This window comes from Geodermatophilus sp. URMC 65 (assembly GCF_053502545.1).
Genome location: NZ_CP199954.1, coordinates 3,962,836 through 3,985,705, shown reverse-complemented (window position 1 = coordinate 3,985,705; position 22,870 = coordinate 3,962,836). Strand labels below are relative to the sequence as shown.

19 protein-coding genes are annotated in these 22,870 nt (G+C 73.5%); 3 read left to right on the top strand and 16 right to left on the bottom strand.

What is annotated here, in order from left to right:
• Positions 1-65 precede the first annotated feature (65 nt).
• Positions 66-1,079 carry a PfkB family carbohydrate kinase gene (locus ACWIX7_RS19315; protein WP_448618026.1) on the top strand — a complete coding sequence of 338 codons (1,014 nt, stop codon included), beginning with the start codon at positions 66-68 and terminating at the stop codon, positions 1,077-1,079.
• On the opposite strand, the gene ACWIX7_RS19310 is transcribed toward ACWIX7_RS19315, so the two are convergent.
• The 11 genes from ACWIX7_RS19310 to ACWIX7_RS19260 all read right to left on the bottom strand — a co-directional run bounded on the left by ACWIX7_RS19310 (position 1,076) and on the right by ACWIX7_RS19260 (position 14,866).
• The gene (locus ACWIX7_RS19310) at positions 1,076-2,731 is read right to left on the bottom strand and encodes a glycoside hydrolase family 13 protein (RefSeq protein ID WP_448618025.1); all 1,656 of its coding nucleotides are present in this window, start codon (positions 2,729-2,731) and stop codon (positions 1,076-1,078) included. The genes ACWIX7_RS19315 and ACWIX7_RS19310 overlap by 4 nt on opposite strands.
• An 81-nt stretch (positions 2,732-2,812) precedes the next feature.
• Positions 2,813-4,090, bottom strand: a complete 1,278-nt coding sequence (locus tag ACWIX7_RS19305; RefSeq protein ID WP_448618024.1) for an ABC transporter ATP-binding protein — start codon at positions 4,088-4,090, stop codon at positions 2,813-2,815.
• A gap of 37 nt (positions 4,091-4,127) precedes the next feature.
• A complete protein-coding gene (locus tag ACWIX7_RS19300; RefSeq protein ID WP_448618023.1) occupies positions 4,128-4,961 on the bottom strand; it encodes a carbohydrate ABC transporter permease in 834 nt (277 codons plus the stop codon).
• Positions 4,961-5,923, bottom strand: a complete 963-nt coding sequence (locus tag ACWIX7_RS19295; RefSeq protein WP_448618022.1) for a carbohydrate ABC transporter permease — start codon at positions 5,921-5,923, stop codon at positions 4,961-4,963. Before ACWIX7_RS19295 ends, ACWIX7_RS19300 begins: the two co-directional genes overlap by 1 nt.
• Complete coding sequence (locus tag ACWIX7_RS19290; RefSeq protein ID WP_448618021.1) at positions 5,920-7,266, bottom strand: extracellular solute-binding protein; 1,347 nt, start codon at positions 7,264-7,266, stop codon at positions 5,920-5,922. Before ACWIX7_RS19290 ends, ACWIX7_RS19295 begins: the two co-directional genes overlap by 4 nt.
• A gap of 123 nt (positions 7,267-7,389) precedes the next feature.
• Entirely contained in the window at positions 7,390-8,625 is a 1,236-nt protein-coding gene (locus tag ACWIX7_RS19285) for a DUF4032 domain-containing protein (protein WP_448618020.1), read from the bottom strand.
• 122 nt (positions 8,626-8,747) lie between these two features.
• On the bottom strand, positions 8,748-9,335 hold the full coding sequence (locus ACWIX7_RS19280) for a TetR/AcrR family transcriptional regulator (RefSeq protein ID WP_448618019.1): 588 nt from the start codon (positions 9,333-9,335) through the stop codon (positions 8,748-8,750).
• 97 nt (positions 9,336-9,432) lie between these two features.
• Positions 9,433-9,840 carry a helix-turn-helix domain-containing protein gene (locus ACWIX7_RS19275; RefSeq protein WP_448618018.1) on the bottom strand — a complete coding sequence of 136 codons (408 nt, stop codon included), beginning with the start codon at positions 9,838-9,840 and terminating at the stop codon, positions 9,433-9,435.
• Positions 9,841-10,147: 307 nt separating this feature from the next.
• The gene (pgsA, locus tag ACWIX7_RS19270; RefSeq protein ID WP_448618017.1) at positions 10,148-10,807 is read right to left on the bottom strand and encodes a CDP-diacylglycerol--glycerol-3-phosphate 3-phosphatidyltransferase; all 660 of its coding nucleotides are present in this window, start codon (positions 10,805-10,807) and stop codon (positions 10,148-10,150) included.
• Complete coding sequence (locus tag ACWIX7_RS19265; protein WP_448618016.1) at positions 10,804-12,243, bottom strand: MiaB/RimO family radical SAM methylthiotransferase; 1,440 nt, start codon at positions 12,241-12,243, stop codon at positions 10,804-10,806. Before ACWIX7_RS19265 ends, pgsA begins: the two co-directional genes overlap by 4 nt.
• A 100-nt stretch (positions 12,244-12,343) precedes the next feature.
• Positions 12,344-14,866, bottom strand: coding sequence for a DNA translocase FtsK (locus ACWIX7_RS19260; protein WP_448618015.1), 2,523 nt, complete (start codon positions 14,864-14,866; stop codon positions 12,344-12,346).
• A 73-nt stretch (positions 14,867-14,939) separates the two neighbouring features.
• Here ACWIX7_RS19260 and ACWIX7_RS19255 point away from each other — a divergent pair, with 73 nt between their 5' ends.
• Positions 14,940-16,910 (top strand): prolyl oligopeptidase family serine peptidase, encoded by a 1,971-nt coding sequence (locus tag ACWIX7_RS19255; RefSeq protein ID WP_448618014.1) that lies wholly within the window; start codon positions 14,940-14,942, stop codon positions 16,908-16,910.
• A 205-nt stretch (positions 16,911-17,115) separates the two neighbouring features.
• On the opposite strand, the gene ACWIX7_RS19250 is transcribed toward ACWIX7_RS19255, so the two are convergent.
• The 4 genes from ACWIX7_RS19250 to ACWIX7_RS19235 are packed head-to-tail and all read right to left on the bottom strand — an operon-like array spanning position 17,116 to position 21,092.
• Positions 17,116-18,816, bottom strand: a complete 1,701-nt coding sequence (locus ACWIX7_RS19250; RefSeq protein WP_448618013.1) for a ribonuclease J — start codon at positions 18,814-18,816, stop codon at positions 17,116-17,118.
• A 10-nt stretch (positions 18,817-18,826) separates the two neighbouring features.
• Positions 18,827-19,723, bottom strand: a complete 897-nt coding sequence (gene dapA / locus ACWIX7_RS19245; protein ID WP_448618012.1) for a 4-hydroxy-tetrahydrodipicolinate synthase — start codon at positions 19,721-19,723, stop codon at positions 18,827-18,829.
• 9 nt (positions 19,724-19,732) lie between these two features.
• Positions 19,733-20,260, bottom strand: coding sequence for a dihydrofolate reductase (locus ACWIX7_RS19240; protein ID WP_448618011.1), 528 nt, complete (start codon positions 20,258-20,260; stop codon positions 19,733-19,735).
• Between the two features lie 22 nt (positions 20,261-20,282).
• On the bottom strand, positions 20,283-21,092 hold the full coding sequence (locus tag ACWIX7_RS19235; protein WP_448618010.1) for a thymidylate synthase: 810 nt from the start codon (positions 21,090-21,092) through the stop codon (positions 20,283-20,285).
• Positions 21,093-21,182: 90 nt separating this feature from the next.
• Between ACWIX7_RS19235 and ACWIX7_RS19230 the strand changes: the two genes are divergently transcribed.
• Positions 21,183-21,587, top strand: coding sequence for a DUF1232 domain-containing protein (locus ACWIX7_RS19230; RefSeq protein WP_448618009.1), 405 nt, complete (start codon positions 21,183-21,185; stop codon positions 21,585-21,587).
• Here ACWIX7_RS19230 and ACWIX7_RS19225 read toward each other — a convergent pair.
• Positions 21,584-22,807: a winged helix-turn-helix domain-containing protein gene (locus ACWIX7_RS19225; protein ID WP_448618008.1), complete on the bottom strand. Its 1,224-nt coding sequence runs from the start codon at positions 22,805-22,807 to the stop codon at positions 21,584-21,586. The two genes, ACWIX7_RS19230 and ACWIX7_RS19225, sit on opposite strands and share 4 nt — an antisense overlap.
• Positions 22,808-22,870 lie beyond the last annotated feature (63 nt).

Genomic DNA, 22,870 nt, shown 5'->3' with positions numbered 1-22,870 from the left:
GGTGCGCCCGGGCGTGAGCCAGCGGCGCCAGGTGCGGAGGCGTTCGGCTCGCTAGGGTCGCGGGTGTGAGCAGCGACCGCGCGGTGCTGAGTGTCCTCGGAGAGCTCGTCGTCGACATGCTGCCCGACGCCGCGGCCGGCGCGGGGCCGCACGGCACGACCCCGCACTACGTCGCCCGTCCCGGTGGCAACGCCCTCAACGTCGCGGTCGCCGCCGGTCGGCTCGGCGTCCCGGTGCGGCTGCTCGCCCGGCTGGGCAGCGGGCCGCTGGCCACGGGCCTGCGGCGGCACGTCGAGCTGTCCGGCGTCGACCTCGGCGGGTTCGTCCCGGCCACCGAACCGGTCAGCCTCGCCGTGGTGGGACTGAGCCCCGAAGGCCATGCGGACTACGGCTTCCACGTGCAGGGCGCCGCCGACTGGCAGTGGAGCGACGAGGAGCTCGCCGCCGTCCTGCCCGCCGGGACGGCGATCCTGCACGTCGGCTCCATCTCCAGCTGGACCCCGCCGGGCTGCGAGGCGATCGCCCGGCTGGTGGAGCAGGTGGCCGCCGACGGCCGGGCGCTGGTCAGCGTCGACCCGAACATCCGCCCGATGCTGGCCGACGGGCCGGTCGGGGCGGCGCTGGGCAACTCGCCGGAGTCGGTGCGCGCCCGCCTCGAGCGGCTGCTGTCCCGCGCGGACATCGTCAAGGTCAGCGCCGAGGACCTCGAGTGGCTCGAGCCGGACGCCGTCGACGACCTCGACGCGACCGCGCTGCGCTGGGCCGACCGCGGCGTGGCCCTGGTGCTGCTGACCGACGGGGGGGCCCCGCTGCGCATCGCCCGGCCCGGTCGTGAACTGCTGCACCGCGAGCCCCCGCAGGTGACCGTGACCGACACCGTGGGCGCCGGCGACTCCCTGGCCGCGGGCCTGTTCACCGGCCTGCTGGGCGCCGGGGTGACCACCCGGGCGGCGCTCGAGCAGCTGCCCGACGAGGACCTGCTGCCCATCGTCGACGACGCCCTGCTCGTCGCCGCCATCAACTGCACGCGCGAGGGCGCCGACCCGCCGACGCGCGAGGAGCTGGACGCGGCCCGCTAGTCCCTCTGCAACCAGGCAGCCGTGTCCGCCGGCAGGTCGACGGCGACAGGCGAGCTGGTCAGCACCGGTTCGCCCTGACCGAGCAGCGGCACCGGCCGGTCCGACAGGTTCACGACGCAGCGGAAGTGGATGCCACGGTCGAACGCGAGCACGCCGTCCCCGAGTTCGCACCAGGTCAGCGGTGCGTCGTCGACGAGGCCGGGCAGGCTGCGGCGCAGCCGCAGGGCGCTGCGGTACAGCGACAGGGTGGACGCCGGGTCGTCCCGCTGCGCCGCCACCGTCAGCTCCCGCCACGACTCCGGCTGCGGCAGCCACGGGCGGACCCCGTCGGCGGTGAACCCGAACGGCGGCCGCTCGCCGGACCACGGCAGCGGCACGCGGCAACCGTCGCGGCCGCGGGCGGTGTGCCCGGAGCGCTCCCAGGTCGGGTCCTGGAGGACCTCCTCGGGCAGGTCCTCCACCTCGGGCAGGCCCAGCTCCTCCCCCTGGTACAGGTACGCGCCGCCGGGCAGGGCGAGGGTGAGCAGGGCGGCGGCGCGCGCCCGCCGGAGGCCGAGGGCGAGGTCCGTGGGGGACGACGCGTCGAAGCCCATGGTCCCCGCGCCGCTGGCCGCCCGGCCGAACCGGGTGACGTGCCGGGTCTCGTCGTGGCTGGACAGCACCCAGGTGGGCGGCGCCCCCACCGGCGCCAGCGCGGACAGCGTCCCGTCGATGGCCGCCCGCAGACCATCCGCGTCCCAGGCCGCACGCAGGTAGTCGAAGTTGAAGCTCGTGTGCAGCTCGTCGGGCCGGACGTAGCGTGCGAGCCGCTCGGGGCCGGCGACCACCGCCTCGGAGACGAACACCCGGTCACCGTCGTACCGGTCGCTGATGCGGCGCCAGCGTCGGAAGACCTCGTGCACCTCGTCGCGGTCCCAGTGCGGGTTGTCCACCCACCGAGCCGACTCGAACAGCGCCCCGGGTGCGTGGCCGGCGTCGGGCAGCCCGGGCACCTTCGCCAGGGCCGGTGCGGCGTCCACCCGGATGCCGTCGACGCCGCGGTCGAGCCAGAACCGCACGGTCCCGTCGAACTCCTCCTGCACGACCGGGTGGTCCCAGTCGAGGTCCGGTTGCTCCGGGGCGAACAGGTGCAGGTACCACTGCCCCATCGACCCGTCCGGGTCGCGCACCCGGGTCCAGGCCGGACCGCCGAAGGCGCTGATCCAGTCGTTGGGCGGCGCTGTGCCGCCGTTGCGGCCGTCCCGGAAGAAGTAGCGGGCCCGCTCGGGCGCGGTCGGGCCACCGGCGAGCGCCGCCCGGAACCACGGGTGCTCGGCTGAGGTGTGGTTGGCGACCAGGTCGACGATCACGCGCAGTCCGGCGGCGTGGGCCTCGGCCAGCAGGGCGTCCACGTCGGCCAGGGTGCCCAGGCGCGGGTCGATGTCACGGTGGTCGCTGACGTCGTAGCCGCCGTCGGCCATCGGCGACGGGTACCAGGGCGTGACCCACAGGGCGTCCGCGCCGAGGTCCGCCAGGTACGGCAGCCGGCTGCGCAGGCCGTTGACGTCACCGACGCCGTCCCCGTCGGAGTCGGCGAAGCTGCGCAGGTACACCTCGTAGACGACCGCCGTCCGCCACCACGGACGACGGCTCTCCGGGGCGGGAGGGTGCATCTCGCTCCTGGTGTCGTGGGAGGCCCTGGACAGGCAGCGGCGCCGGCAACCAGTTCGGCTGCCGGCGCCAGTGCCGATGGGCTAGGCAGCTCCGGCTCGGCTGGCCCCGCCGCCGACCGTCGTCCCCTGGGCCTGTGCCTCCTGGACCTGCTCGACGCGGTCCTCGGTCGCCATCTGGGTCAGCCGCGCCCCGGCCTCGGCATCGCGGGTGAGGTTCTCACCGGTCTGCGGGTCGAAGACGTGCACCTTGCGGGCGTCGAGCCAGAACTCCGCCTCGCGGCCCTCGCGGATCCGGCTGGTGGCGTCGATCGACACGATCGCCTGCGTGCGCAGCTCCTCGGCGTCGAGCTCTCGCGAGAGGTCGCGCAGCTGCTCGCGGATCGACTCCGGCGCCTCGTAGGGGATGTAGGCGTACTGCGAGTCGCCCAGCCACTCGGTGACGTCGACCCGCGCCCGGAACAGCGAGCCCAGCGGCCGCTTCGCCTCGTCCACCAGCGACGCGTCCTCGAAGTACTCCGGCCGGATGCCGACCAGCAGCAGGTCGCGGCCGCGGACGGCGGCGGCCCGGCGCTCGTCGAGCGTGATCTCCCCGAACGGCGTGCGCAGCCGGTCGCCCTCCAGGGTGGCGGGCAGGAAGTTCATCGGCGGGGAGCCGATGAAGCCGGCGACGAACAGGTTGACCGGCTGCTCGTAGAGCTCCCGCGGCGAGGCGACCTGCTGGATCTTGCCCTTGCGCAGCACGCAGACCCGGTCGCCGAGCGTCATGGCCTCGGTCTGGTCGTGGGTGACGTAGACCGTGGTGATGCCCAGCCGGCGCTGCAGCCGGGAGATCTCCGTCCGCATCTGACCGCGCAGCTTGGCGTCGAGGTTGGACAGCGGCTCGTCGAACAGGAAGGCCTCCGCCTGCCGCACGATGGCCCGGCCCATCGCCACCCGCTGCCGCTGCCCACCGGAGAGGTTGGCCGGCTTGCGCTCGAGGTGCTCCTTGAGCTCCAGGACGTCGGCGGCCTCGGTGACCCTCCGGCGCACCTCGTCGTCGGGCGTCTTGGACAGCCGGAGCGGGAAGGCGATGTTCTCGTACACCGTCATGTGCGGGTACAGCGCGTAGTTCTGGAACACCATGGACAGGTTGCGGTCCCGCGGTGCGAGGTCGTTGACCCGCTTGCCGCCGATGATCATGTCACCGCTGGTGATGTCCTCCAGCCCGACGATCATCCTCAGGAGCGTCGACTTCCCGCAGCCGGACGGGCCGACGAGGATCATGAACTCCCCGTCGGCGATGTCCAGGCTGACGTCGTTCACGGCCGGGAATCCGTCGCCGTACTTCTTGACGATGTTGCGCATCTCGATCGATGCCATGAGAACTCGTCCCCTCGCTGGGTGGATGGGTCGGGGGTCAGCCCTTGACCGCGCCGTTGGTCAGGCCGGCGACGATGCGCCGTTGGAACAGCAGGACCAGGACGACGACCGGGATCGTCACGATCACCGCAGCGGCGGCGATGGCACCGGTCGGGTCCTCGAACTGTGAGGCACCGGAGAACAGACCCAGCGCGGCGGGAACCGGCCGGGAGGCGCTGGTCGACGTCAGCGAGATGCCGTACGCGAAGTCGTTCCAGGCGATGAAGAACGCGATGATCGCCGTGGTGAACACGCCGGGCGCGGCGAGCGGGACGATCACCTTGCGGAACGCCTGCCAGGTGGTGGCGCCGTCGACCTGCGCCGCCTGCTCCATCTCCCAGGGGATCTCCCGGAAGAACGCCGACATCGTCCAGATGGAGATCGGCAGGGTCAGCGACAGGTACGGGATGATCAGTCCGGGCCAGGTGTCGTAGAGCCCGATCTGCCGCCAGAGGTTGAACAGCGGCGTCACGATCGAGATGACCGGGAAGATCGCCACCCCGAGGGCCGTGGAGAGGATGAGCTTCTTCCCCGGGAAGTCCAGCCGGGCGATCGCGTACGCGGCGAACATCGACAGGACGCAGGAGATGAACGTCGCGATGAGGCAGATGCCGAACGAGTTGCGCAGGGCCGGGAGGAACAGGTCACTCGCCGTCCCGGTGAGGATGGTCGAGTAGTTCTCCCACGAGGCGTCGGTCGGCAGGAACTGGCCGTTGGCGATGTCAGCCGGCGCCTTGAGCGACAACGAGATGATCCACGCGATCGGGAACAGGCAGTAGAGGACGATCAGAACGCCGCCGATGATCCACCAGATCTTCTCCCGCCGGGACATCAGCCTTCCCCTCTCGCCTGCGCCAGGTCGATCTTGAACCCCTTGATGAAGCCGAATGCGATGACCACCACGCAGATGAAGAGGAGCACCGACACCGCAGAACCGAGACCGATCTCCACCCGCGCGATCGTCTGCCGGTAGGCCAGGAACGAGACCGACTCGGTGCCGTTGGCGCCGGCGGTCATGATGAAGATCGAGTCGAAGATGCGGAAGGCGTCCAGGGTCCGGAACAGCAGCGCGACCATGATCGCCGCCTTCATGTTCGGGATGGTCACCCGCGACATCCGCTGCCACCAGCTGGCGCCGTCGACCTTCGCCGCTTCCTGGAGCACCTCGGGCACCTGGGCCAGGCCGGCGAGGAGCAGCAGGGAGATGAACGGGGTGGTCTTCCAGATCTCGGCCACACAGATCACGAGGAGCGAGGACCACTGGCCACCGAACCAGTCGGTGTCCGCCCCGAGTCCGGGCAACCAGGCGAACCAGCTATTCACGAAGCCGGTGTCGATCCGGAACGCGAACGCCCACGCGAAGGCCGAGACGACCGTGATGACCGCGTACGGGATGAGGATCGCCGCCCGGACGACCGGGCGGATGGAGCTGAGCGCCTTGGCCATCACCAGCGCCAGCGCGAAGCCCAGGACCAGCTCGACGACGACGGTCACGACCGTGATGAACAGGGTGACGAGCAGCGCTTGCCACCACAGGCCGTCGGTCAGGATCACCGCATAGTTGCCCAGCCCTCGGAACGACCGGTTCGCCGGGTCGGTCAGACGGTAGTTGAACAGCGAGTACCAGATCGCCTGCAGGATCGGGTAGGCGGTGACCAGCAGCATGACCACGAACGCCGGGCCGGCCAGCAGCCAGCCGAGCCGGCGTTCGGCGCGCGAACGGTCGCTGATGGCCCCGCGCGGAGCCGCGACCGGTTGGGTCTTCTCGGTGGGGGGCAGCGTGGTGGTGCTCATAGCAGCTGGTCTCCTGACAGGACGGCCTCGATCAGGGCCTGGGCCCGCTCACCGGTCTGGGGCGTCACCGACGACGGCGGGTGGAACTCCCGCTGGATGGCTCCGGAGACCTCGCTGTAGTACGGCGTCTGCGGACGGTTGGCCGCCGCCTCCAGGGAGTCCAGGATCGTCGGGGCCATCGGGAACACCTCGAGCACCGCGGGGTCGTCGTAGACCGCGGCCGAGGACGCCGGGTTGCCGTTGGTGGTCATGTAGTACGCCTGGTTCTCGTCGCTGGTGATGCACTCGGTCGCCTGGTAGGCGAGCTCGACGTTCCGGCTCACGGCACTGACGCCCACGTCGATCCCGCCGAACGGAGGGGCGCTCGGTTGGCCGGCGTCGACAGCCGGGTACAGCGCCCAGCCGTAGTCCTCCGGCACGGACGCATCCAGGGTGCCCGCCTCGACGGCGGAGAGCGCCCGCGAGTAGACGAACGGCCAGTTGACCATGAAGCCGGCGTCCGCGCTCTCGAACTCGGTGGCGCTGGTGTCCTCACTGGACGTCGAGAAGGCCGGACCGACGACGCCGGAGTTCGCCACGGTGTTCATCACCTCGGTGGCCCGGGCGGCCTCCGGGGTGGTCAGCCCCAGCTGGATGTCCTCCGGGTTCGAGGAGTTCTCCTCGATGATGGAGCCCCCGGCGGACTCGATGAGCGCGTTGAGCCACACCGTCAGGGACTCGGCACGCCGGCCCTGGGCGCTGAGGATCTTCCCCTGCTCCTGGGCGGCCGTGACGAGCTGGTCCCAGGTCACCGGCTGGGTCATGTCGAGGCCGGCGGCCTCTGCCACCGACTTGCGATACCAGAGCAGCTGGGTGTTCGCCCAGAACGGGATGGCGACCAGTTCACCGTCCCACGTCGCGGAGTCGATGGAGCTCTGCACGACGCCCTCCGTGACCCGCTCGGCGAGGTCCCCGGGGACGGGGGCGAGGAAGCCGGCCTGCGCGAACTCGGGGATGTACGGGGGGTCCAGGCTCATCAGGTCGATCGAGGTGTCGTTGGCCGCCAGCCGCCGGACGAGCTGCTCACGCTGGGCGGAGGACTCCCGGGGCAGCTGCGAGGTCTCGATCGTGTACGCGCCGTTGGAGGCGTCGCTGCACCGTTGCGCGATCTCCGCCTGGCCGCCGGAGTCCGGGTTGATGTACCAGTTGAGGACGGGGACGGAGCCCCCACCATCGCCACCGCCACAGGCGGCGAGCGTCGAGGCCAGGACCGCGGCCGCCGCCGCTCCGCCCAGCTGACGTCTGCGCCCCCGCGTCGCGGCTCCGCCGGACGATCTGCCCTTGCCGTTCCTCGCCACCGTCATCCGCCTCCGTGGGAGCAGTGAGCTTGAGATCACCGCGGTTTTCGTACCGTGGCCCAGGCCACAGGAGGTGTCAACTCGAACGAAACCAGCTCGTGACCACCCGTGGACGACCCGCGGACCGGGTCAGTCGCGGCCCCCGACGATGGCCGAGGGCGTGGTCAGCTCCTTGGGCGTGCGGGGCAGCACGGTGTCGAAGTACGACCGTGCCGCCCGCGTCGTCCCGACGTCGTGGCCGGCCTTCTCCGACAGGAACCAGCGGTGCTCGAGGATCTCGTGGAAGACCTCGGCAGGCGCCAGCCGGCCGGCGAGGTCGGGCGGGATGGCGTCCACGACCGGCTGGTAGGCCTCGGCCAGCCAGCGGTAGCCGGCGACGGTCTCGGGTACGGGGGTGCCCAGCTTCTGCTCCAGGGTGGCGCGGTAGGCGCGCAGGTCGTTGAGCAGCCGGCGGGCCTGGCGCTCCTGCACCTCCAGCCCGGTCAGCCGGAACAGCTCGCGGCGGTTCTGGCCGGGCTCGGACACCCGGGTCTCCACGCGCAGCCGCGCACCGCCGTCCGGGTCGGTGACCAGCTCGATCTCGCCGACGTCGAAGCCGAGGTCGTTGAGCCGCTGCAGGCGCTCGGCGACCCGCTGGCGCTGCTCGGCCAGGGCGAAGACCTCCTCCCGGTTGACCTCCTCCCACAGAGCCTCGTAGCGCACCGGCAGGCTGTCGGCGACCTCGATCGGGTCCACGTGCGAGGGCAGCAGGTCACCGAACTGCAGGTCGAGCAGCTCGGCGCCCACCCGCTCCCGGGCGAGGTCGACGTCGTAGCGCCGCTGCCCGGGGCTCAGCCGCGGGTGCCGCTCGGAGGTCTCCGCGTCCACCAGGTAGGCGGTGAAGGCGCCGGCATCGAGCCGGAACAGGGTGTTGGACAGCGAGCAGTCGCCCCAGAAGACGCCGGCCAGGTGCAGCCGGACCAGCAGCACCACCATCGTGTCCAGCAGCTGTTCGGCGGAGTGCTCGGCGGACGTCCGGGAGAACAGGTACCGGTAGGACATCGAGTACTCGAGGTAGCGGGTCACCAGGACGGCGTCCTGCCCCTCCGGCCGGTCGACGCAGATGCCGAGCACCGACACCGAGGGCAGGCCTTCCTCCTCGAACTGACCGAGCAGTGCGTACTCGTGGCGGGCCAGCGGCTCGGGGATCTCCTTGAGGGCGTAGACGTGACCGCCCTGCGCGGTGAAGCGGACGACGTGCCGCGAGATGCCCCGCTGCGGGACCTCGAGCAGCAGTTCGGGGTCCCACTCCTCGAGCGGCAGGTGGAAGGGCAGGCTCAGCAGGCCCGCCCCGTCGGTGGCCGGTGGCCGGAAGAGGTACCGCACGGCGACCTCCGGAGGTCTGCGAGGACAGCCGACGCCGACGGCGGGGCGGTGCCGGACCGTCACCATCCCACGCTGCACCGGTCCGCCGCGCGCGAGGCACGGGAGCCGACCGGAGGACCCGGTCAGGACGGCAGCAGGCCGGCGAGCCGCTCGGTCGTCGCCCGGCGAACCGCCGGTTCCCCCGGCTGGAGAACGAGGCCGAGCAGCCAGCGCGCGGTGAGCTCGGCGAGGGCGCGATCCGCCCCCAGCACCGTGGCCAGCCGGTGCACCAGCTCGGCCCAGTGCTCCGGCGTCGTGTTCAGCAGAGCGGTCAGCACAGCCGGCTCGTCGTCCGCCAGCCGGCGCAGCACGGGGTGACCGGCGACCTCGTCGGCCAGCGCCGTCAGGGCCGTGGCCGGCGGGAGGCCAGCGGCCAGCGCGGTCAGCCGGTCCAGCTCGGCGGCCAGCAGCGCGCGGGCGACCTCGTCCTTGGTCCGGAAGTGGTTGTAGAGGGTCGCCTTCGCCACCCCGGCGGCGGCCGCCACCGACTGCATCGTGCTGCCGCGCAGGCCGCGCTCGGCGAAGGCCCGCGCGGCGCCGTCGAGCAGTCCGGTGCGGGTGCGACCCATGGCGTTGCCACTGCGGGTGCGCGCCCCGGGGACGTGCGCGGGGGCGTGGGGCGCCCAGCCCGGCGGGGCGGGGTCGTGCGGGAGCGGTCCGACCGACGCCATGTCCCCCTGTCTGGCACCGAGGGCCCGGCCGGTGTCAAGAGGAGGACCCGCTCCAGGACCCCGCACCGAGCGTGCGAGGCGCGGGGGGGGCCTCCTCTCAGGCGGCCAGCGACACTGCGCCGGCCGGGCGACCGGAGGCGCGGGCGGACGCACCGACCAGCGCCAGCGCGGGCTCGGGGACCGGCTGCTCGTCGGACACGGCCGCCGCGGTCTCCTCCTCGGCGGGGACGCCGGCGGCCTCGGCCGCGGGGACCAGCGGGCGGACGCGGACGTCGTCGCCGCGCAGCCCCAGGCTGACCTCGGCCAGCAGGTCGGCGAGCTCGACGTCGAGGGCGTCGCAGATCGAGGCGAGCAGCTCGGAGGAGGCCTCCTTCTGCCCCCGCTCGACCTCGGAGAGGTAGCCCAGGCTCACCCGGGCGGCACCGGAGACGTCACGCAGCGTCCGACGCTGCCGCAGTCGGTGGCCGCGCAGGGTCGTCCCGAGCTGGGTGCGCAGCAGCGTCATCGCCGTCTCCTGTCCTACCTGTGCGGAAGCGGCGGCACCCGGTGAGGGAGCCGTGCGCTCACGGTACGCGGCGCCACCGACGCCCACCGTCCGAGCCAGGCGCGTCCGCTCTGGGCGTAACGCCGCGAGGAAAGGCCCTGTTCCGTGGCCCCGCCCCGCCCGGGGAGGGTGGGGAGGACTGCGGACCCGACCCTGACCGGCCCCGTCCCGGGTCCCGCCCTGAGCCTGCGAAGGGTGGGGAGGACGGGCGGCCCCCTGCAGGGTCCCGCCACGAGCGTGCGAGTGGCGGGGGGCAGGGGGTCCTTGCTCAAGCGGCGGCGTCGGTCCGCGGGCCGGCCGGGCCGGTGGAGCGGCGGGCGGCCGCGGCGCGCATGGCACGGGCGCTGGTGCGGCGCAGCGCCAGGGCGCGGTGGACGTAGTCCAGGCCGGTCGCCACGGTGAGCACCACGGCGGCGGCCATCACCCACCACCGCAGCGTTCCGAACAGCCCGTCGAACGGGAGGGTGTAGAGGCCGATGGCCAGCGCCTGGAGGACGGTCTTGGCCTTGCCACCGCGGCTGGCGGCGATCACGCCGTGGCGGATCACCCAGAAGCGCAGCAGGGTCACGCCGACCTCGCGGACGAGGATCGTCGACGTCACCCACCACGGCAGCAGCGCCAGCACCGAGAGGCCGATGAGGGCGGTGCCGGTCAGCGCCTTGTCGGCGATCGGGTCGGCGAGCTTGCCGAACTCGGTCACCTGACCGGTGCGCCGGGCGATCATTCCGTCGTAGCGGTCGGTGATGATCGCCAGCGCGAAGACGAGGGTGGCCCAGTAGCGTCGCTCGTCGTCCATCCCACCGTCGGTGAACAGCAGGGCGGCGAACACCGGTACCACGGCCAGCCGCAGCACGGTCAGCGCGTTGGGCAGGTTGACCACCCGCGCCGACTGGGGCGGCGTGGCTGCCGGGTCCACCGCATCGTTCATGCGCGCACCGCGGGCACCAGGGCCGTGGCCACCAGGTCCACGCCTTCCGTGCCCACGACCTCCGCGGCCACCACCTGCCCCGCGACCGCACCGGTGGGCACCCCGGTGACCGTCGTCGTCCCGTCGGCCTCGGGGTCCTGGTGGGCGGCGTGTCCGGACCAGACCCCGGGCCCCCCCTCGGCGGCGAGGTCCTCGAAGAGCAGTACCTCGACCCGCTCCCCCAGCCGGTCCTCGGCGCGCTGCGCGGTGAGCTCCTCCACCAGATCGGTGATCCGCCGGACGCGGGCGTCGATCTCGGCCTGGTCGAGCTTGCCGGGCAGGCCCATCGCCTCGGTGCCCTCCTCGTCGGAGTACCCGAACACCCCGACGGCGTCGAGGCGGGCCTCGACGAGGAAGCGCTCGAGCTCGGTGACGTCGTCCTCGGTCTCCCCGGGGAAGCCGAGGATGACGTTGGTGCGGAACCCGGCGGTCGGGGCCAGTGCGCGGGCCCGCTCGATCAGCGCGAGGAAGTCCTCGGTGCCGCCGAACCGGCGCATCCGGCGCAGCAGGGTCGGCGAGGAGTGCTGGAAGGACAGGTCGAAGTAGGGGGCTATGACGGCGCCGGGCCCGCCCCCGCCCGCGATGACCTCGAGCAGGCCGGGTCGCAGCTCGGCCGGCTGCAGGTAGGCCACCCGCACCCGGGCGATCCCCTCGACGGCGGCCAGCTGCGGCAGCAGCCGCTCCAGCAGCCGCAGGTCACCGAGGTCCTTGCCGTAGGACGTGGAGTTCTCGCTGACCAGCACCAGCTCGGTGACGCCCTGGGCGGCCAGCCACTGCGCCTCGCCGAGCACCTCGGCCGGCGGCCGGGAGACGAACGAGCCGCGGAAGGCCGGGATGGCGCAGAAGGCGCACCGCCGGTCGCAGCCGGAGGCGAGCTTCAGCGCGGCCGACGGGCCGGAGGCCAGCCGCCGCCGCTGCACCCAGCCGTGGCCGGGGATGACCGGGGCGTCGACCGCGGCGACCGCCGCCGTGCGATCGACCGGGCTGATCGGCAGCAGGAGGCGCCGGTCGCGGGGGTCGTGCGGGACCAGCGGGCGGCCGGTGAGCACGTCGTCGAGCCGGTCGCCGATCGCGGCGTAGTCGTCGAAGCCGAGCACCGTCGCCTCGGGCAGCGCGCCGGCGAGCTCGGAGCCGTACCGCTCGGCCATGCAGCCGACCGCGACCACCCGGGCGCCGGAGTCGGTGGCGGCCAGGATCGCGTCGACGCTGTCCTTCTTGGCCGACTCGATGAAGCCGCAGGTGTTCACCAGGACGGCGTCGGCGCCCTCGGCGTCCTCGACGAGGCGGTAGCCGCCCGTGGCCAGCCGGCCGGCCAGCTCCTCCGAGTCGACCTCGTTGCGGGCGCACCCGAGGGTCACCACCGCCACGGTGCGCGCAGGGTCGGTCGGAGGTGTCACCGGTCCATCGTAGGTGACGGACCCCCCTGCCCCCCGCCGCTCACCGGCCCCGTCCGGAGGCTCACCCCGAGCTCGCGAGGGGCGAGGGGGACGGGGGCTTCTACTCGGTGCCGCGGAGCGTGAACATCACCGACTCGAGCTCGTCGGGCTTGACCAGCACGTCGCGGGCCTTGGACCCCTCCGACGGGCCGACGATGCCGCGGCTCTCCATGAGGTCCATGAGCCGGCCGGCCTTGGCGAAACCGACCCGCAGCTTGCGCTGGAGCATCGACGTCGAGCCGAACTGGCTGGTGACCACGAGCTCCACGGCCTGGACGAGCAGCTCCAGGTCACCGCCGATGTCCTCGTCGATCTCCTTCTTCTCGCCCTCGGCGGCGCTGAAGACCTCCTCGCGGTACTCCGGCTCGGCCTGGCGCTTGGTGAACTCGACGACCGCCTCGATCTCGGCGTCGGAGACGTACGCGCCCTGCACGCGCATCGGCTTGCCGGCGCCGATCGGCAGGAACAGGGCGTCGCCCATGCCGATCAGCTTCTCCGCGCCGGGCTGGTCGAGGATGACCCGGCTGTCGGTGAGGCTGGAGGTGGAGAACGCCAGCCGCGAGGGCACGTTGGCCTTGATGAGGCCGGTGACGACGTCGACCGACGGGCGCTGGGTGGCCAGCACCAGGTGGATGCCGGCGGCACGCGCCTTCTGGGTGATCCGGACGATCGACTCCTCGACGTCGCGCGGGGCGACCATCATGAGGTCGGCGAGCTCGTCGACGATCGCGAGGATGTACGGGTAGGGCCGGTACACCCGCTCGCTGCCCGGGGGCGCCACGATCTCGCCGCGCTCGACCTTGCGGTTGAAGTCGTCGATGTGCCGGACGCCGGTGGCCCGCATGTCCTGGTAGCGCTGCTCCATCTCCTCGACCAGCCAGGCCAGCGCGGTGGCGGCCTTCTTCGGGTCGGTGATGATCGGCGTGATCAGGTGCGGGATGCCGTCGTAGGGGGTGAGCTCGACCATCTTCGGGTCGACCAGGATCATCCGCAGCTGGTCGGGCGTGGCCCGCAGCAGCAGCGAGGTCAGCAGCGAGTTGACGCAGCTGGACTTACCGGCACCGGTGGCACCGGCGACCAGCAGGTGCGGCATCTTGGCCAGGTTCGCGCAGACGAACCCGCCCTCGATGTCCTTGCCCAGCCCGACCAGCATCGGGTGCGGGTCCTGCTTGGCCACCTGCGAGCGCAGCACGTCGCCGAGGCTGACCATCTCGCGGTCGACGTTGGGCACCTCGACGCCGACGGCGGACTTGCCCGGGATCGGCGCGAGGATCCGGATGTTGTCGTTGGCCACCGCGTAGGCCATGTTCTTGGTCAGCGCGGTGATCTTCTCGACCTTGACCGCCGGGCCGAGCTCGATCTCGTATCGGGTCACCGTCGGGCCGCGGGTGAAGCTCGTGACGGCGGCGTCGATGTTGAACTGCTCGAGCACGCCGGTGATGGCCTCGATCGCCGCGTCGTTGGCCTTCGAGCCCTTCTTCGGCGGGTCGCCGGCGCGCAGCACGCCGACCGAGGGCAGCGTGTATTGCCCCTCCACCGGCTCGATCCGCAGCTGCTCGGGTTCCTCGATCGGCGGGAGGTCCTCCGCCGGCGCGGTCCGGTCGACGACCGCGGGACGGCGGGTCGGGACCGGCGGGGGCGGCGGCTCGTGGCGCACGGCCTCGGGCGCCTCGTCGAGGGCGGCGTGGTCGATGGCCGGCAGGGTCTCCACCGGGCCGGTGTCCGTCAGGTCGTCCGACAGCGACCGGCGGCGCGAGCGCGGCGCCGGCGGCTCGACCGGCTCCTCGTCGTCCTCCCAGTCCTCGTCGTCGTAGGCGTCCTCGTCGTCGGCCTGGCCCAGCAGGCGGTCGGTGAGCTCGCGCAGTCGCTCGGGGATCTGGTGCACCGGCGTCGCGGTCAGCACGAGCAGGCCGAAGAAGGCCAGCAGCACCAGCAGGACGACGGCGACGACGGTGCCCACGCCGGCGACCAGCGGCGTGGCCGCGGCCCAGCCGACCAGGCCACCGGAGCCGGGCCGGTCCTGCGACGGGACGGCGCCCTCGCCGACGATCTGGGCGATGCCGAGCACCGACGCCACCAGGCACAGCCAGCCGATGGCCAGCCGGCCGCGCGCCTCGGGGCGCGGCCCCCGGCGCAGCAACCGCAGCGCGGCCAGGAAGAGCACGACCGGCAGCACCATGACCAGGGAGCCGACGACCCAGCGCACCGCGCCGGCGAAGGCGGCGCCGACCGGGCCGATGCCGTTGCTCCAGGCGGCCGCGCCGAGGACGACGGCCAGGCCGAGCACGGCCAGGCCCACGCCGTCGCGGCGGTGCTCGGGGGCGAGCGGCTCGGCCTCCTCCGGCCGGGCGACCGAGCGGGCCAGCCCGCCGGCGCCACGGGCCAGCAGCGACCAGCCGCCGCTGACGACACCCCAGAGGCCGGGGCCGGCCTTCGGCGTGGGCTTGCGGGCGGCGGGCTTGCGGCCGCCGGCCGCGGGGCGCTTAGCGGGCGGGCGCTTCCGGGCCGCGGTCGACCCGGAGCCCGAGCGGCCGCGCGCGGACGACCGGCCCGAGGGTCGGGTCGTCGTCGTGCGAGCAGGCATGTGTCGACGGTAATCGCCCGTGGTCCGCGGCGACGGCAGGCGCGGCCTCGTGTCCGCGACCTACGGTCGGGTCATGCCCGCACGGAACACCCTGCCCCACGGGAGCTGGCCGACCCCGATCACCTCCGAACTGGTCGTCCAGGCGGCCGCCCGGCTCGAGGAGGTGGCCGTCGACGGCTCGCCGGACCACCCCACCGTCTGGTGGTCGGAGGCACGCCCCGGCGAGGGGGGGCGGTCCGCGCTGGTACGGCGGACGGGCGACGGCACGACCGCCGACGTCCTGCCCCCGCCGTGGAACGCGCGGACGCGGGTGCACGAGTACGGCGGCGGCGCGTGGGCCGTGTCCGGCGGCGTCCTGTGGTTCGTGCACTTCCCGGACCAGCGGCTGTACCGGCTGGACCCAGGCGACGACGGGCCGGTCGCGGTGACTCCGAAGCCGGAGCTGCCGGCCGGTGTCCGGTACGCCGACCTCACGCCGACGCGGGACGGCGGGCTGCTCGCCGTCCGGGAGACCCACGCGGCGAGCGGCGCGGCTGCTGACGTGGTGAGCGAGGTCGTGCGCATCGGCCCCGACGGGGCGGTCGAGGTCCTGGTCGCCGGGCCGGACTTCGTCTCCGACCCGCGCCCCTCCCCCGACGGCCGGTACCTCGCCTGGCTGCAGTGGGACCACCCCGACATGCCGTGGGACGCCGCCGCGCTCGTCGTCCGGGGTCCGGACGGCGGCCGGACGGTGGTCGCCGGCGGTCGCTCCCCGGACGGCCGGGCGGAGTCCGTGGTGCAGCCGACGTGGGACGCCGACGGCGCGCTGTGGTTCTGCGCCGACCGCACCGACGTCTGGGCGCTGTACCGGTGGCGTCCGGGCGGCGAGGTCGAGGCGGTCCTCGACGTGGGCGCCGACATCGCCGGTCCGCAGTGGCGCTTCGGGGCCCGCCGCTTCGCGCTGCTCGGCGACGGGCGCGTCGCGCTCGCCCACCCCCGCGCCGGCGCCGACCGGCTGGCCGTGCGGGAGACCGACGGCGCGCTGCGCGAGCTGGACCTGCCGTACACCGCCTTCCGTTCTGTGACGGCGGCGGGCCGGTCGGTGGTGTGCGTCGCCGGCAGCCCGACGAGCGAGCCGGTCGTCCTCCGGGTCGCGGCGGACGACGGCGCCGCGGCGGTGCTGCGGCCGGCGCGCGACCTGGGCGTGGACCCCGCCTGGTTCTCCCGGCCGGAGCACATCACCTTCCCGACCCCGGAGCGCGGCACCGGCATCGGGCAGGCCCACGCGCTGGTCTACCCGCCGACCAACCCGGAGGCGGCTGCCCCGGAGGGCACGCTCCCGCCGCTGCTGGTCGTCGTGCACGGCGGACCGACGGCCGCGACCACCTCGGTCCTGAACCCGGAGGTGCAGTACTGGACCTCCCGCGGGTTCTGCGTCGCCGACGTCGACTACCGCGGGTCCACCGGCTACGGCAGGCGCTACCGGGAGGCGCTGCGCGGCGCCTGGGGCGTGGTCGACCTCGACGACGTCGTCGCCTGCGCCGAGCACCTCGCCGATGCCGGCCGGGTCGACCGCGCCCGGATGGCGATCCGCGGCGGATCGGCGGGCGGGTACACGACGCTGGCGGCGCTGTGTCTGCGCCCCGGGGTCTTCTCCGCGGGGGCCAGCCACTACGGCGTGGCCGATCTGGCCGCGCTGGCCGCCGACACGCACAAGTTCGAGTCCCGCTACCTGGACTCACTCGTCGCCCCCTGGCCCGAGGGCGCCGACGTCTACGCCGAGCGTTCGCCCATCTCGCACGTGGACGCGTTCGACACCCCGCTGGCGGTGTTCCAGGGCGCCGAGGACCGGGTGGTGCCGCCCGAGCAGGCCGAGGCGATCGTCGCGGCGCTGCGGGAGAAGGGCGTACCGCACGCCTACCTGCTCTTCCCGGGGGAGCAGCACGGCTTCCGGCGGGCGGAGAACATTCGCGCGGCGCTGGACGGCGAGCTGTCCTTCTACGCGCAGGTGTGGGGCTTCGGGCTCCCTCCCGAGGAGGGGATCAGTCCGATCGAGGTGAGATGACGTCGTCGTCCCACCGGGTGGCACCGCGGCCAGGTGCGATGACACCGTCGTCCTACCGGACGACACCGCGGCCACGTGCGTCCCCGGCTGGGCCGAGCCGAACCCGGCCCTCCTCGCGGGACCCTGCGGGCCCCACTCGTCGGCTGGAGGGCCCCGCCGCCCCCCGCGCCTCGCCTGCTCGGCGCGGGCCCCTGCAGCGGGGCCGTCAGACCTCGAGGACCGTCGGGATGATCATCGGGCGGCGGCGGTAGGTGTCGGACACCCACTTGCCCATCGTCCGGCGGATCACCTGCGAGAGCCGGTGCGGGTCGGTCTCGCCGTCGACCAGCGTGCGGCGCAGGTTCTCCTCGACCAGCTGCAGCGCCGGGTCGAACACGGTGGGGTCGTCGGCGAAGCCGCGGGCGGAGAGGTGCACCGGCCGCACGATGGTGCGCGTGGAGGGCTCGATGACGACGGTGAGCGCGACGAACCCCTCGTCGCCGAGGATGCGCCGCTCCTGCAGCGACTCCTCCCCCACGTCGCCGACGTTGAGGCCGTCGACGTAGACGTCACCGACCGGCACCGACCCGACGATCGTCGCCTTGCCGTCGACGAGGTCGACGACGACGCCGTTCTCGGCGAGCAGCACCCGGTCGGCGGGCATGCCGGTCTCCTCGGCCAGTGCCGCGTGCGCCCGCAGGTGCCGCCACTCGCCGTGCACCGGCATGAGGTGCCGCGGCTTGGCCACGTTGAGCAGCGTGCGCAGCTCGCCGGCCGGGGCGTGCCCGGAGACGTGCACCCGCGCGGTCTCCTTGTGCACCACGGTCGCGCCGAGCCGGGCCAGCCCGTTGATGACCTTGTAGACCGCGGTCTCGTTGCCCGGCACCAGCGAGGACGCCAGCACGATCGTGTCGCCGGCCTCGATGGTCACCTGGTGGTGCTCGCCGCGGGCCATCCGCCCCAGCGCCGACAGCGGCTCGCCCTGCGACCCGGTGCTGACCAGCACGACCTGCTCCGCCGGCATGCTGGTGGCCTCGTCGAGGCTCACCATGAGGCCGGGCGCGACGCGCAGCAGCCCGAGGTCGCGGGCCACCCCCATGTTGCGGACCATCGAGCGGCCGACGAGGGCGACCTTGCGGCCGTGCATCTCGGCGGCGTCGAGCACCTGCTGGATGCGGTGCACGTGGCTGGCGAAGCTGGAGACGATCAGCCGCTGGGTGGCCCGCCGGAACACGTCCTCCAGGACCGGGCCGATCGAGCGCTCGGGGGTGACGAAGCCGGGGATCTCGGCGTTGGTGGAGTCGGCGAGCAGCAGGTCGATGCCCTCGAGGCCCAGCCGGGCGAAGGCGCCCAGGTCGGTGAGGACGCCGTCCAGCGGCAGCTGGTCCATCTTGAAGTCGCCGGTGTGCACCAGCACCCCCGCCGGCGTGTGGACGGCGACGGCCAGCGCGTCGGGGATCGAGTGGTTGACCGAGATGAACTCGCAGTGGAACGGGCCCGCGACGTGGTCGTCGTTGGCGGCCACCTCGACCAGCACCGGGTCCAGGCGGTGCTCGCGCAGCTTGGCCTTGACCAGCGCGAGGGTGAACCGCGAGCCGACCAGCGGGATGTCCCCGCGCATGCGCAGCAGGTAGGGGATCGCGCCGATGTGGTCCTCGTGCCCGTGGGTGAGGACGACGGCGACGACGTCGTCGAGCCGGTGCTCGATGACCCCGAAGTCCGGCAGGATCAGGTCGACGCCGGGCTGCTCGGCCTCGGGGAAGAGCACGCCGCAGTCGATGACCAGCAGCTTGCCGTCGAACTCGAGGACGGCCATGTTGCGGCCGATCTCGCCGAGCCCGCCGAGGGCCATGACGCGCAGGCCACCAGCCGGCAGCGCCGGGGGTGCCTGCAGGTCGAGGTGGGGCTGGGTGGTCGAGGTGGTCACGGGGTCGCGCTCACAGGTGGATGCCTCCGTCGGCGAGGTCGGCGCGCAGCTGCGCGACTTGGTCGGGGGTGGCGTCGACCAGGGGCGGGCGCACCGGGCCGGCCGGGAGGCCGAGCTCGCGCAGCGCCGCCTTGGCGAGGATGACGCCCTGGGTGCGGAAGACGCCGGTGTAGACCGGCAGCAGGCTCTCGTTGACCGATCGTGCCTTGACCAGGTCGCCGGACTCCACGGCGCCGATCAGCTCGGCCAGCCGTGGTCCGACGAGGTGGCCGACGACGCTCACGACGCCCACGGCGCCGACCGCCAGCAGCGGCAGGTTGAGCAGGTCCTCACCGCTGTAGTACGCGAGGTCGGTGCGGGCGAGGGTGTGCATCACCGCGCCGAGGTCGCCCTTGGCGTCCTTCACCGCGACGATGCGCGGGTGCTCGGCCAGCCGGGCGAGGGTGTCCACCTCGATGGGGACGACCGAGCGCGGCGGGATGTCGTACAGCATCACCGGCAGGTCCGTGGCGTCGGCGACGGCGGTGAAGTGGTGCAGCAGCCCGGCCTGCGGGGGCTTGTTGTAGTACGGCGTCACGACGAGCAGGCCGTGGGCACCCAGCCGCTCGGCCCGGCGCGCGTTGTCGATGGTGTGCGCGGTGTCGTTGGTGCCGACGCCGGCCACCACGGTGGCGCGGTCACCCACGGCGTCGAGCACCGCCTCGAGGACGGCGTGCTGCTCACCGTCGCTCAGCGTGGGCGCCTCACCGGTGGTGCCGAGCACGACCAGGCCGTCGTGCGCCTGCCGGTCGACCAGGTGGGCGGCCAGTTCCTGCGCCCCCGCCAGGTCGATCGAGCCGTCCTCGGCGAAGGGGGTCACCATCGCCGTGAGCACGCGCCCGAAGGGCCGGGCGGGGTCGCTGGTCATACCGAGAATCTACCGACCCGACCCGGGCGACACGTCGGCGTCGGTCGATGCGCGCGCGTACTCCGACACCGCGTACCGCAGACCGGTGGTGGACGTCGCCCATCCGGTGCCCGGGGTGCGCGACACCCGCGTCCACCCCGGGCCCAGCGCCGGCGCCCAGGTGTCGCCCTCGACCTCGGTGTCGACGTCGGTGACGACCACCCGGTCGGCGTACGGGAGGAACGCGGCGTAGACCCGGCCGCCGCCGATCACCCAGAGGTCGCCGGCGTCGTCGTGCGCCAGCACCTGCGCCACGTCGCCGGCCCGCTCCGCGCCGTCGGCGACCCACGAGGGGTCGGTGGTGAGGACGACGTTGCGCCGTCCGGGCAGTGGCCGGAACCGTTCGGGCAGGGACTCCCAGGTGCGCCGGCCCATGACCACGGTGGAGCCGGTGGTGAGCTCGCGGAACAGGCGCAGGTCCTCGGGCAGGTGCCACGGCAGCCGGCCGTCGGCGCCGATCACCCCGCCGCGGGCCTGCGCCCAGACCAGACCGAGCACCCCGCTCCCGCCCACCCGCGCCTCAGACCGCCACCGCGGCGCGGATCGCCGGGTGGTGCCGGTAGTCGCGCAGGGTGAAGTGCTCGTAGGTGTAGTCGAACAGCGACGGCGCCGGGGCCAGGTCGAGCGTCGGGAAGGGCAGCACCTCGCGGGAGAGCTGCTCGCGCACCTGGTCGACGTGGTTGCTGTAGACGTGGCAGTCGCCGCCGACCCAGATGAAGTCGCCGGGGGCCAGGCCCACCTGGTCGGCGACCATCCGTGTGAGCAGCGCGTAGCTGGCGATGTTGAACGGCACGCCGAGGAACATGTCGGCGCTGCGCTGGTAGAGCTGGCAGGACAGCCGCCCGTCGGCGACGTGGAACTGGAACAGCGCGTGGCACGGCGCGAGCGCCATCTCCGGCAGCGCGGCCACGTTCCAGGCCGAGACGACCATGCGCCGCGAGTCCGGGTCGGTGCGCAGCGTCTCGAGGACCCCGGCGATCTGGTCGACGTGCTCGCCGCCTGGCGTCGGCCAGGACCGCCACTGCACGCCGTAGACCGGGCCGAGCTCCCCCTCCGGCGAGGCCCACTCGTCCCAGATGCTGACCCGGTTCTCCTGCAGCCAGCGCACGTTGCTGTCACCGCGGAGGAACCACAGCAGCTCGTAGACGACCGACCGGAAGTGCACCGACTTGGTGGTGACCAGCGGGAACCGCTCGGAGAGGTCGTAGCGCAGCCGCTCGCCGAACAGGCTCACCGTGCCGGTGCCCGTCCGGTCGGACTTCGGCGTGCCCTGCTCGAGCACCCGGCGCAGCAGGTCCTCGTACTGGGTGTCGACCCGCACTGCGTCCATCTCCGGAGCGTTCGTGCCCACCAGACCCGTTCCCCTCGTCGTCGACTGCCCGGTCCAGGGTAGGCGGAGCCACCGACCACACTGGAGCACGTGAGGTGGCTGGAGCTGGTGCTGTCGGTGGGAGCGGGACTGCTCCTGCTCTGGGGCGTGGTGCTCCTGCTGCTGTGGCGGGCACGCCCACCGGACCTCACCGTCCGCGAGGCGCTGCGGCTGCTGCCGGACCTGGTGCGGCTGGTGCGTCGGCTCGCCGCGGACCGGTCCCTGCCGCGAGGCGTCCGGGTGCGGCTGTGGTTGCTGCTGGCCTATCTGCTCTCGCCGGTGGACCTGGTACCCGACGTCGTCCCGGTCCTCGGTTACGCCGACGACGTGGTCGTCGTGGCCCTGGCGCTGCGCTCGGTGGTGCGGGTGTCGGGGGCGCCGGCGGTGCGGCGGGCATGGCCCGGTGGGCCCGCGGGTCTGGCCCTCGTCTCCCGGTTGGCCGGCCTGCCCGACTAGGGGACGAACGGGCCCACGGCGGCCGCGAGCTCGGCGGCCAGGTCCCCGCGCTCCCCCACGACCACGGCGTCCAGCTGCATCCAGCCGGCCATGAGCGCCAGTTCCTCGGCGAGGGGTACGGCCACGTCGGTCCGGTCCACGCCGTCCTCGGCGAACGCCGCCTGCACCCGCAGCACGCCGGCCTGCCGGTCGGCCTTGAGGTCGACGCGGGCGACCAGCCGGTCGCCGAGGAGGAACGGCAGCACGTAGTAGCCGTGCACGCGCTGGGCGGCCGGCGTGTAGATCTCCAGTCGGTAGCGGAAGTCGAAGACGCGTGCCACCCGTGGCCGCTCCCAGACCAGGGAGTCGAAGGGGCTCACCAGCGCCCGCGCCCGTATCCAGCGGGGGCGACGCGCCTGCGGGTGCAGCCACGCGGGGGCGCCCCAGCCGGTCACCTCGACGGGCAGGAGCTCACCGGCGTCGACCAGTTCGGCGATCGCCGCTCGCGCTGCCGGCGGACGGAGCCGGAAGTAGTCGCGCAGGTCCCGCTCGGTGGCGACCCCCAGGGCGCGCGAGGCGGTGCGCACCAGCTCGCGGACGGCGTCGGCCGGTTCCGGGGTGGGGGTCTGCAGGACGGCGGCCGGCAGCACCCGCTCGGTGAGGTCGTAGACCCGCTCGAAGCCCGCCGTCCGGCCCCGGGTGGTGATCACGCCGGTGTAGAAGAGCCATTCGAGGGCGACCTTGCCGGCGTGCCAGTTCCACATGCTGCCGGGCCGGTCCGGTCGCGGCTCGGCCAGGTCGCTGGCCTTGAGCGGGCCGGCCCCCCGTACCCGCTCGAGCACCTCGCTGACGTAACCCGGCCGCTCCCGCTGGATCCGGACCATCGAGCCCCAGGCGTGCTCCTCCGCCGCCGCCATGCGCCACCGCAGGTGCGGGTGCAGCCGGACCGGCAACAGCGAGGCCTCGTGCGCCCAGTACTCGAAGAGCTCCCGCCGGCGGCCGGCCAGGTCGTCGAGCGCCTGGCGCGGGTAGGGGCCCAACCGGCTGAACGCGGGCAGGTAGTGCGCGCGGGACAGCACGTTCACCGAGTCGATCTGCAGCACCGCCAGCCGGGCCGTCATCCGGCGCAGCTGCCGGCCGTCGACGGCGCCTGGCGGTCGAGGGTCGGCGAAGCCCTGCGCGGCGAGGGCGATGCGACGGGCCAGCGCGGCCGGCAGCCGCTCGACGACGGGTGTCCCCACGGCCGCCGATCCTGCCCGGGGCCCCTGACACCCGGAGGTCCACCCCGCCGCGGCCTACGCTGC

What these genes read in the sequence shown, in the direction of transcription:
- ACWIX7_RS19310 (WP_448618025.1), bottom strand. Translation starts at nt 2,731, where the DNA reads ATGCACCCTCCCGCCCCGGAGAGCCGTCGTCCGTGGTGGCGGACGGCG.
- ACWIX7_RS19305 (WP_448618024.1), bottom strand. Translation starts at nt 4,090, where the DNA reads ATGGCATCGATCGAGATGCGCAACATCGTCAAGAAGTACGGCGACGGA.
- ACWIX7_RS19300 (WP_448618023.1), bottom strand. Translation starts at nt 4,961, where the DNA reads ATGTCCCGGCGGGAGAAGATCTGGTGGATCATCGGCGGCGTTCTGATC.
- ACWIX7_RS19295 (WP_448618022.1), bottom strand. Translation starts at nt 5,923, where the DNA reads ATGAGCACCACCACGCTGCCCCCCACCGAGAAGACCCAACCGGTCGCG.
- ACWIX7_RS19290 (WP_448618021.1), bottom strand. Translation starts at nt 7,266, where the DNA reads ATGACGGTGGCGAGGAACGGCAAGGGCAGATCGTCCGGCGGAGCCGCG.
- ACWIX7_RS19280 (WP_448618019.1), bottom strand. Translation starts at nt 9,335, where the DNA reads ATGGCGTCGGTCGGACCGCTCCCGCACGACCCCGCCCCGCCGGGCTGG.
- ACWIX7_RS19275 (WP_448618018.1), bottom strand. Translation starts at nt 9,840, where the DNA reads ATGACGCTGCTGCGCACCCAGCTCGGGACGACCCTGCGCGGCCACCGA.
- pgsA (WP_448618017.1), bottom strand. Translation starts at nt 10,807, where the DNA reads ATGAACGATGCGGTGGACCCGGCAGCCACGCCGCCCCAGTCGGCGCGG.
- ACWIX7_RS19260 (WP_448618015.1), bottom strand. Translation starts at nt 14,866, where the DNA reads ATGCCTGCTCGCACGACGACGACCCGACCCTCGGGCCGGTCGTCCGCG.
- ACWIX7_RS19255 (WP_448618014.1), top strand. Translation starts at nt 14,940, where the DNA reads ATGCCCGCACGGAACACCCTGCCCCACGGGAGCTGGCCGACCCCGATC.
- dapA (WP_448618012.1), bottom strand. Translation starts at nt 19,723, where the DNA reads ATGACCAGCGACCCCGCCCGGCCCTTCGGGCGCGTGCTCACGGCGATG.
- ACWIX7_RS19235 (WP_448618010.1), bottom strand. Translation starts at nt 21,092, where the DNA reads ATGGACGCAGTGCGGGTCGACACCCAGTACGAGGACCTGCTGCGCCGG.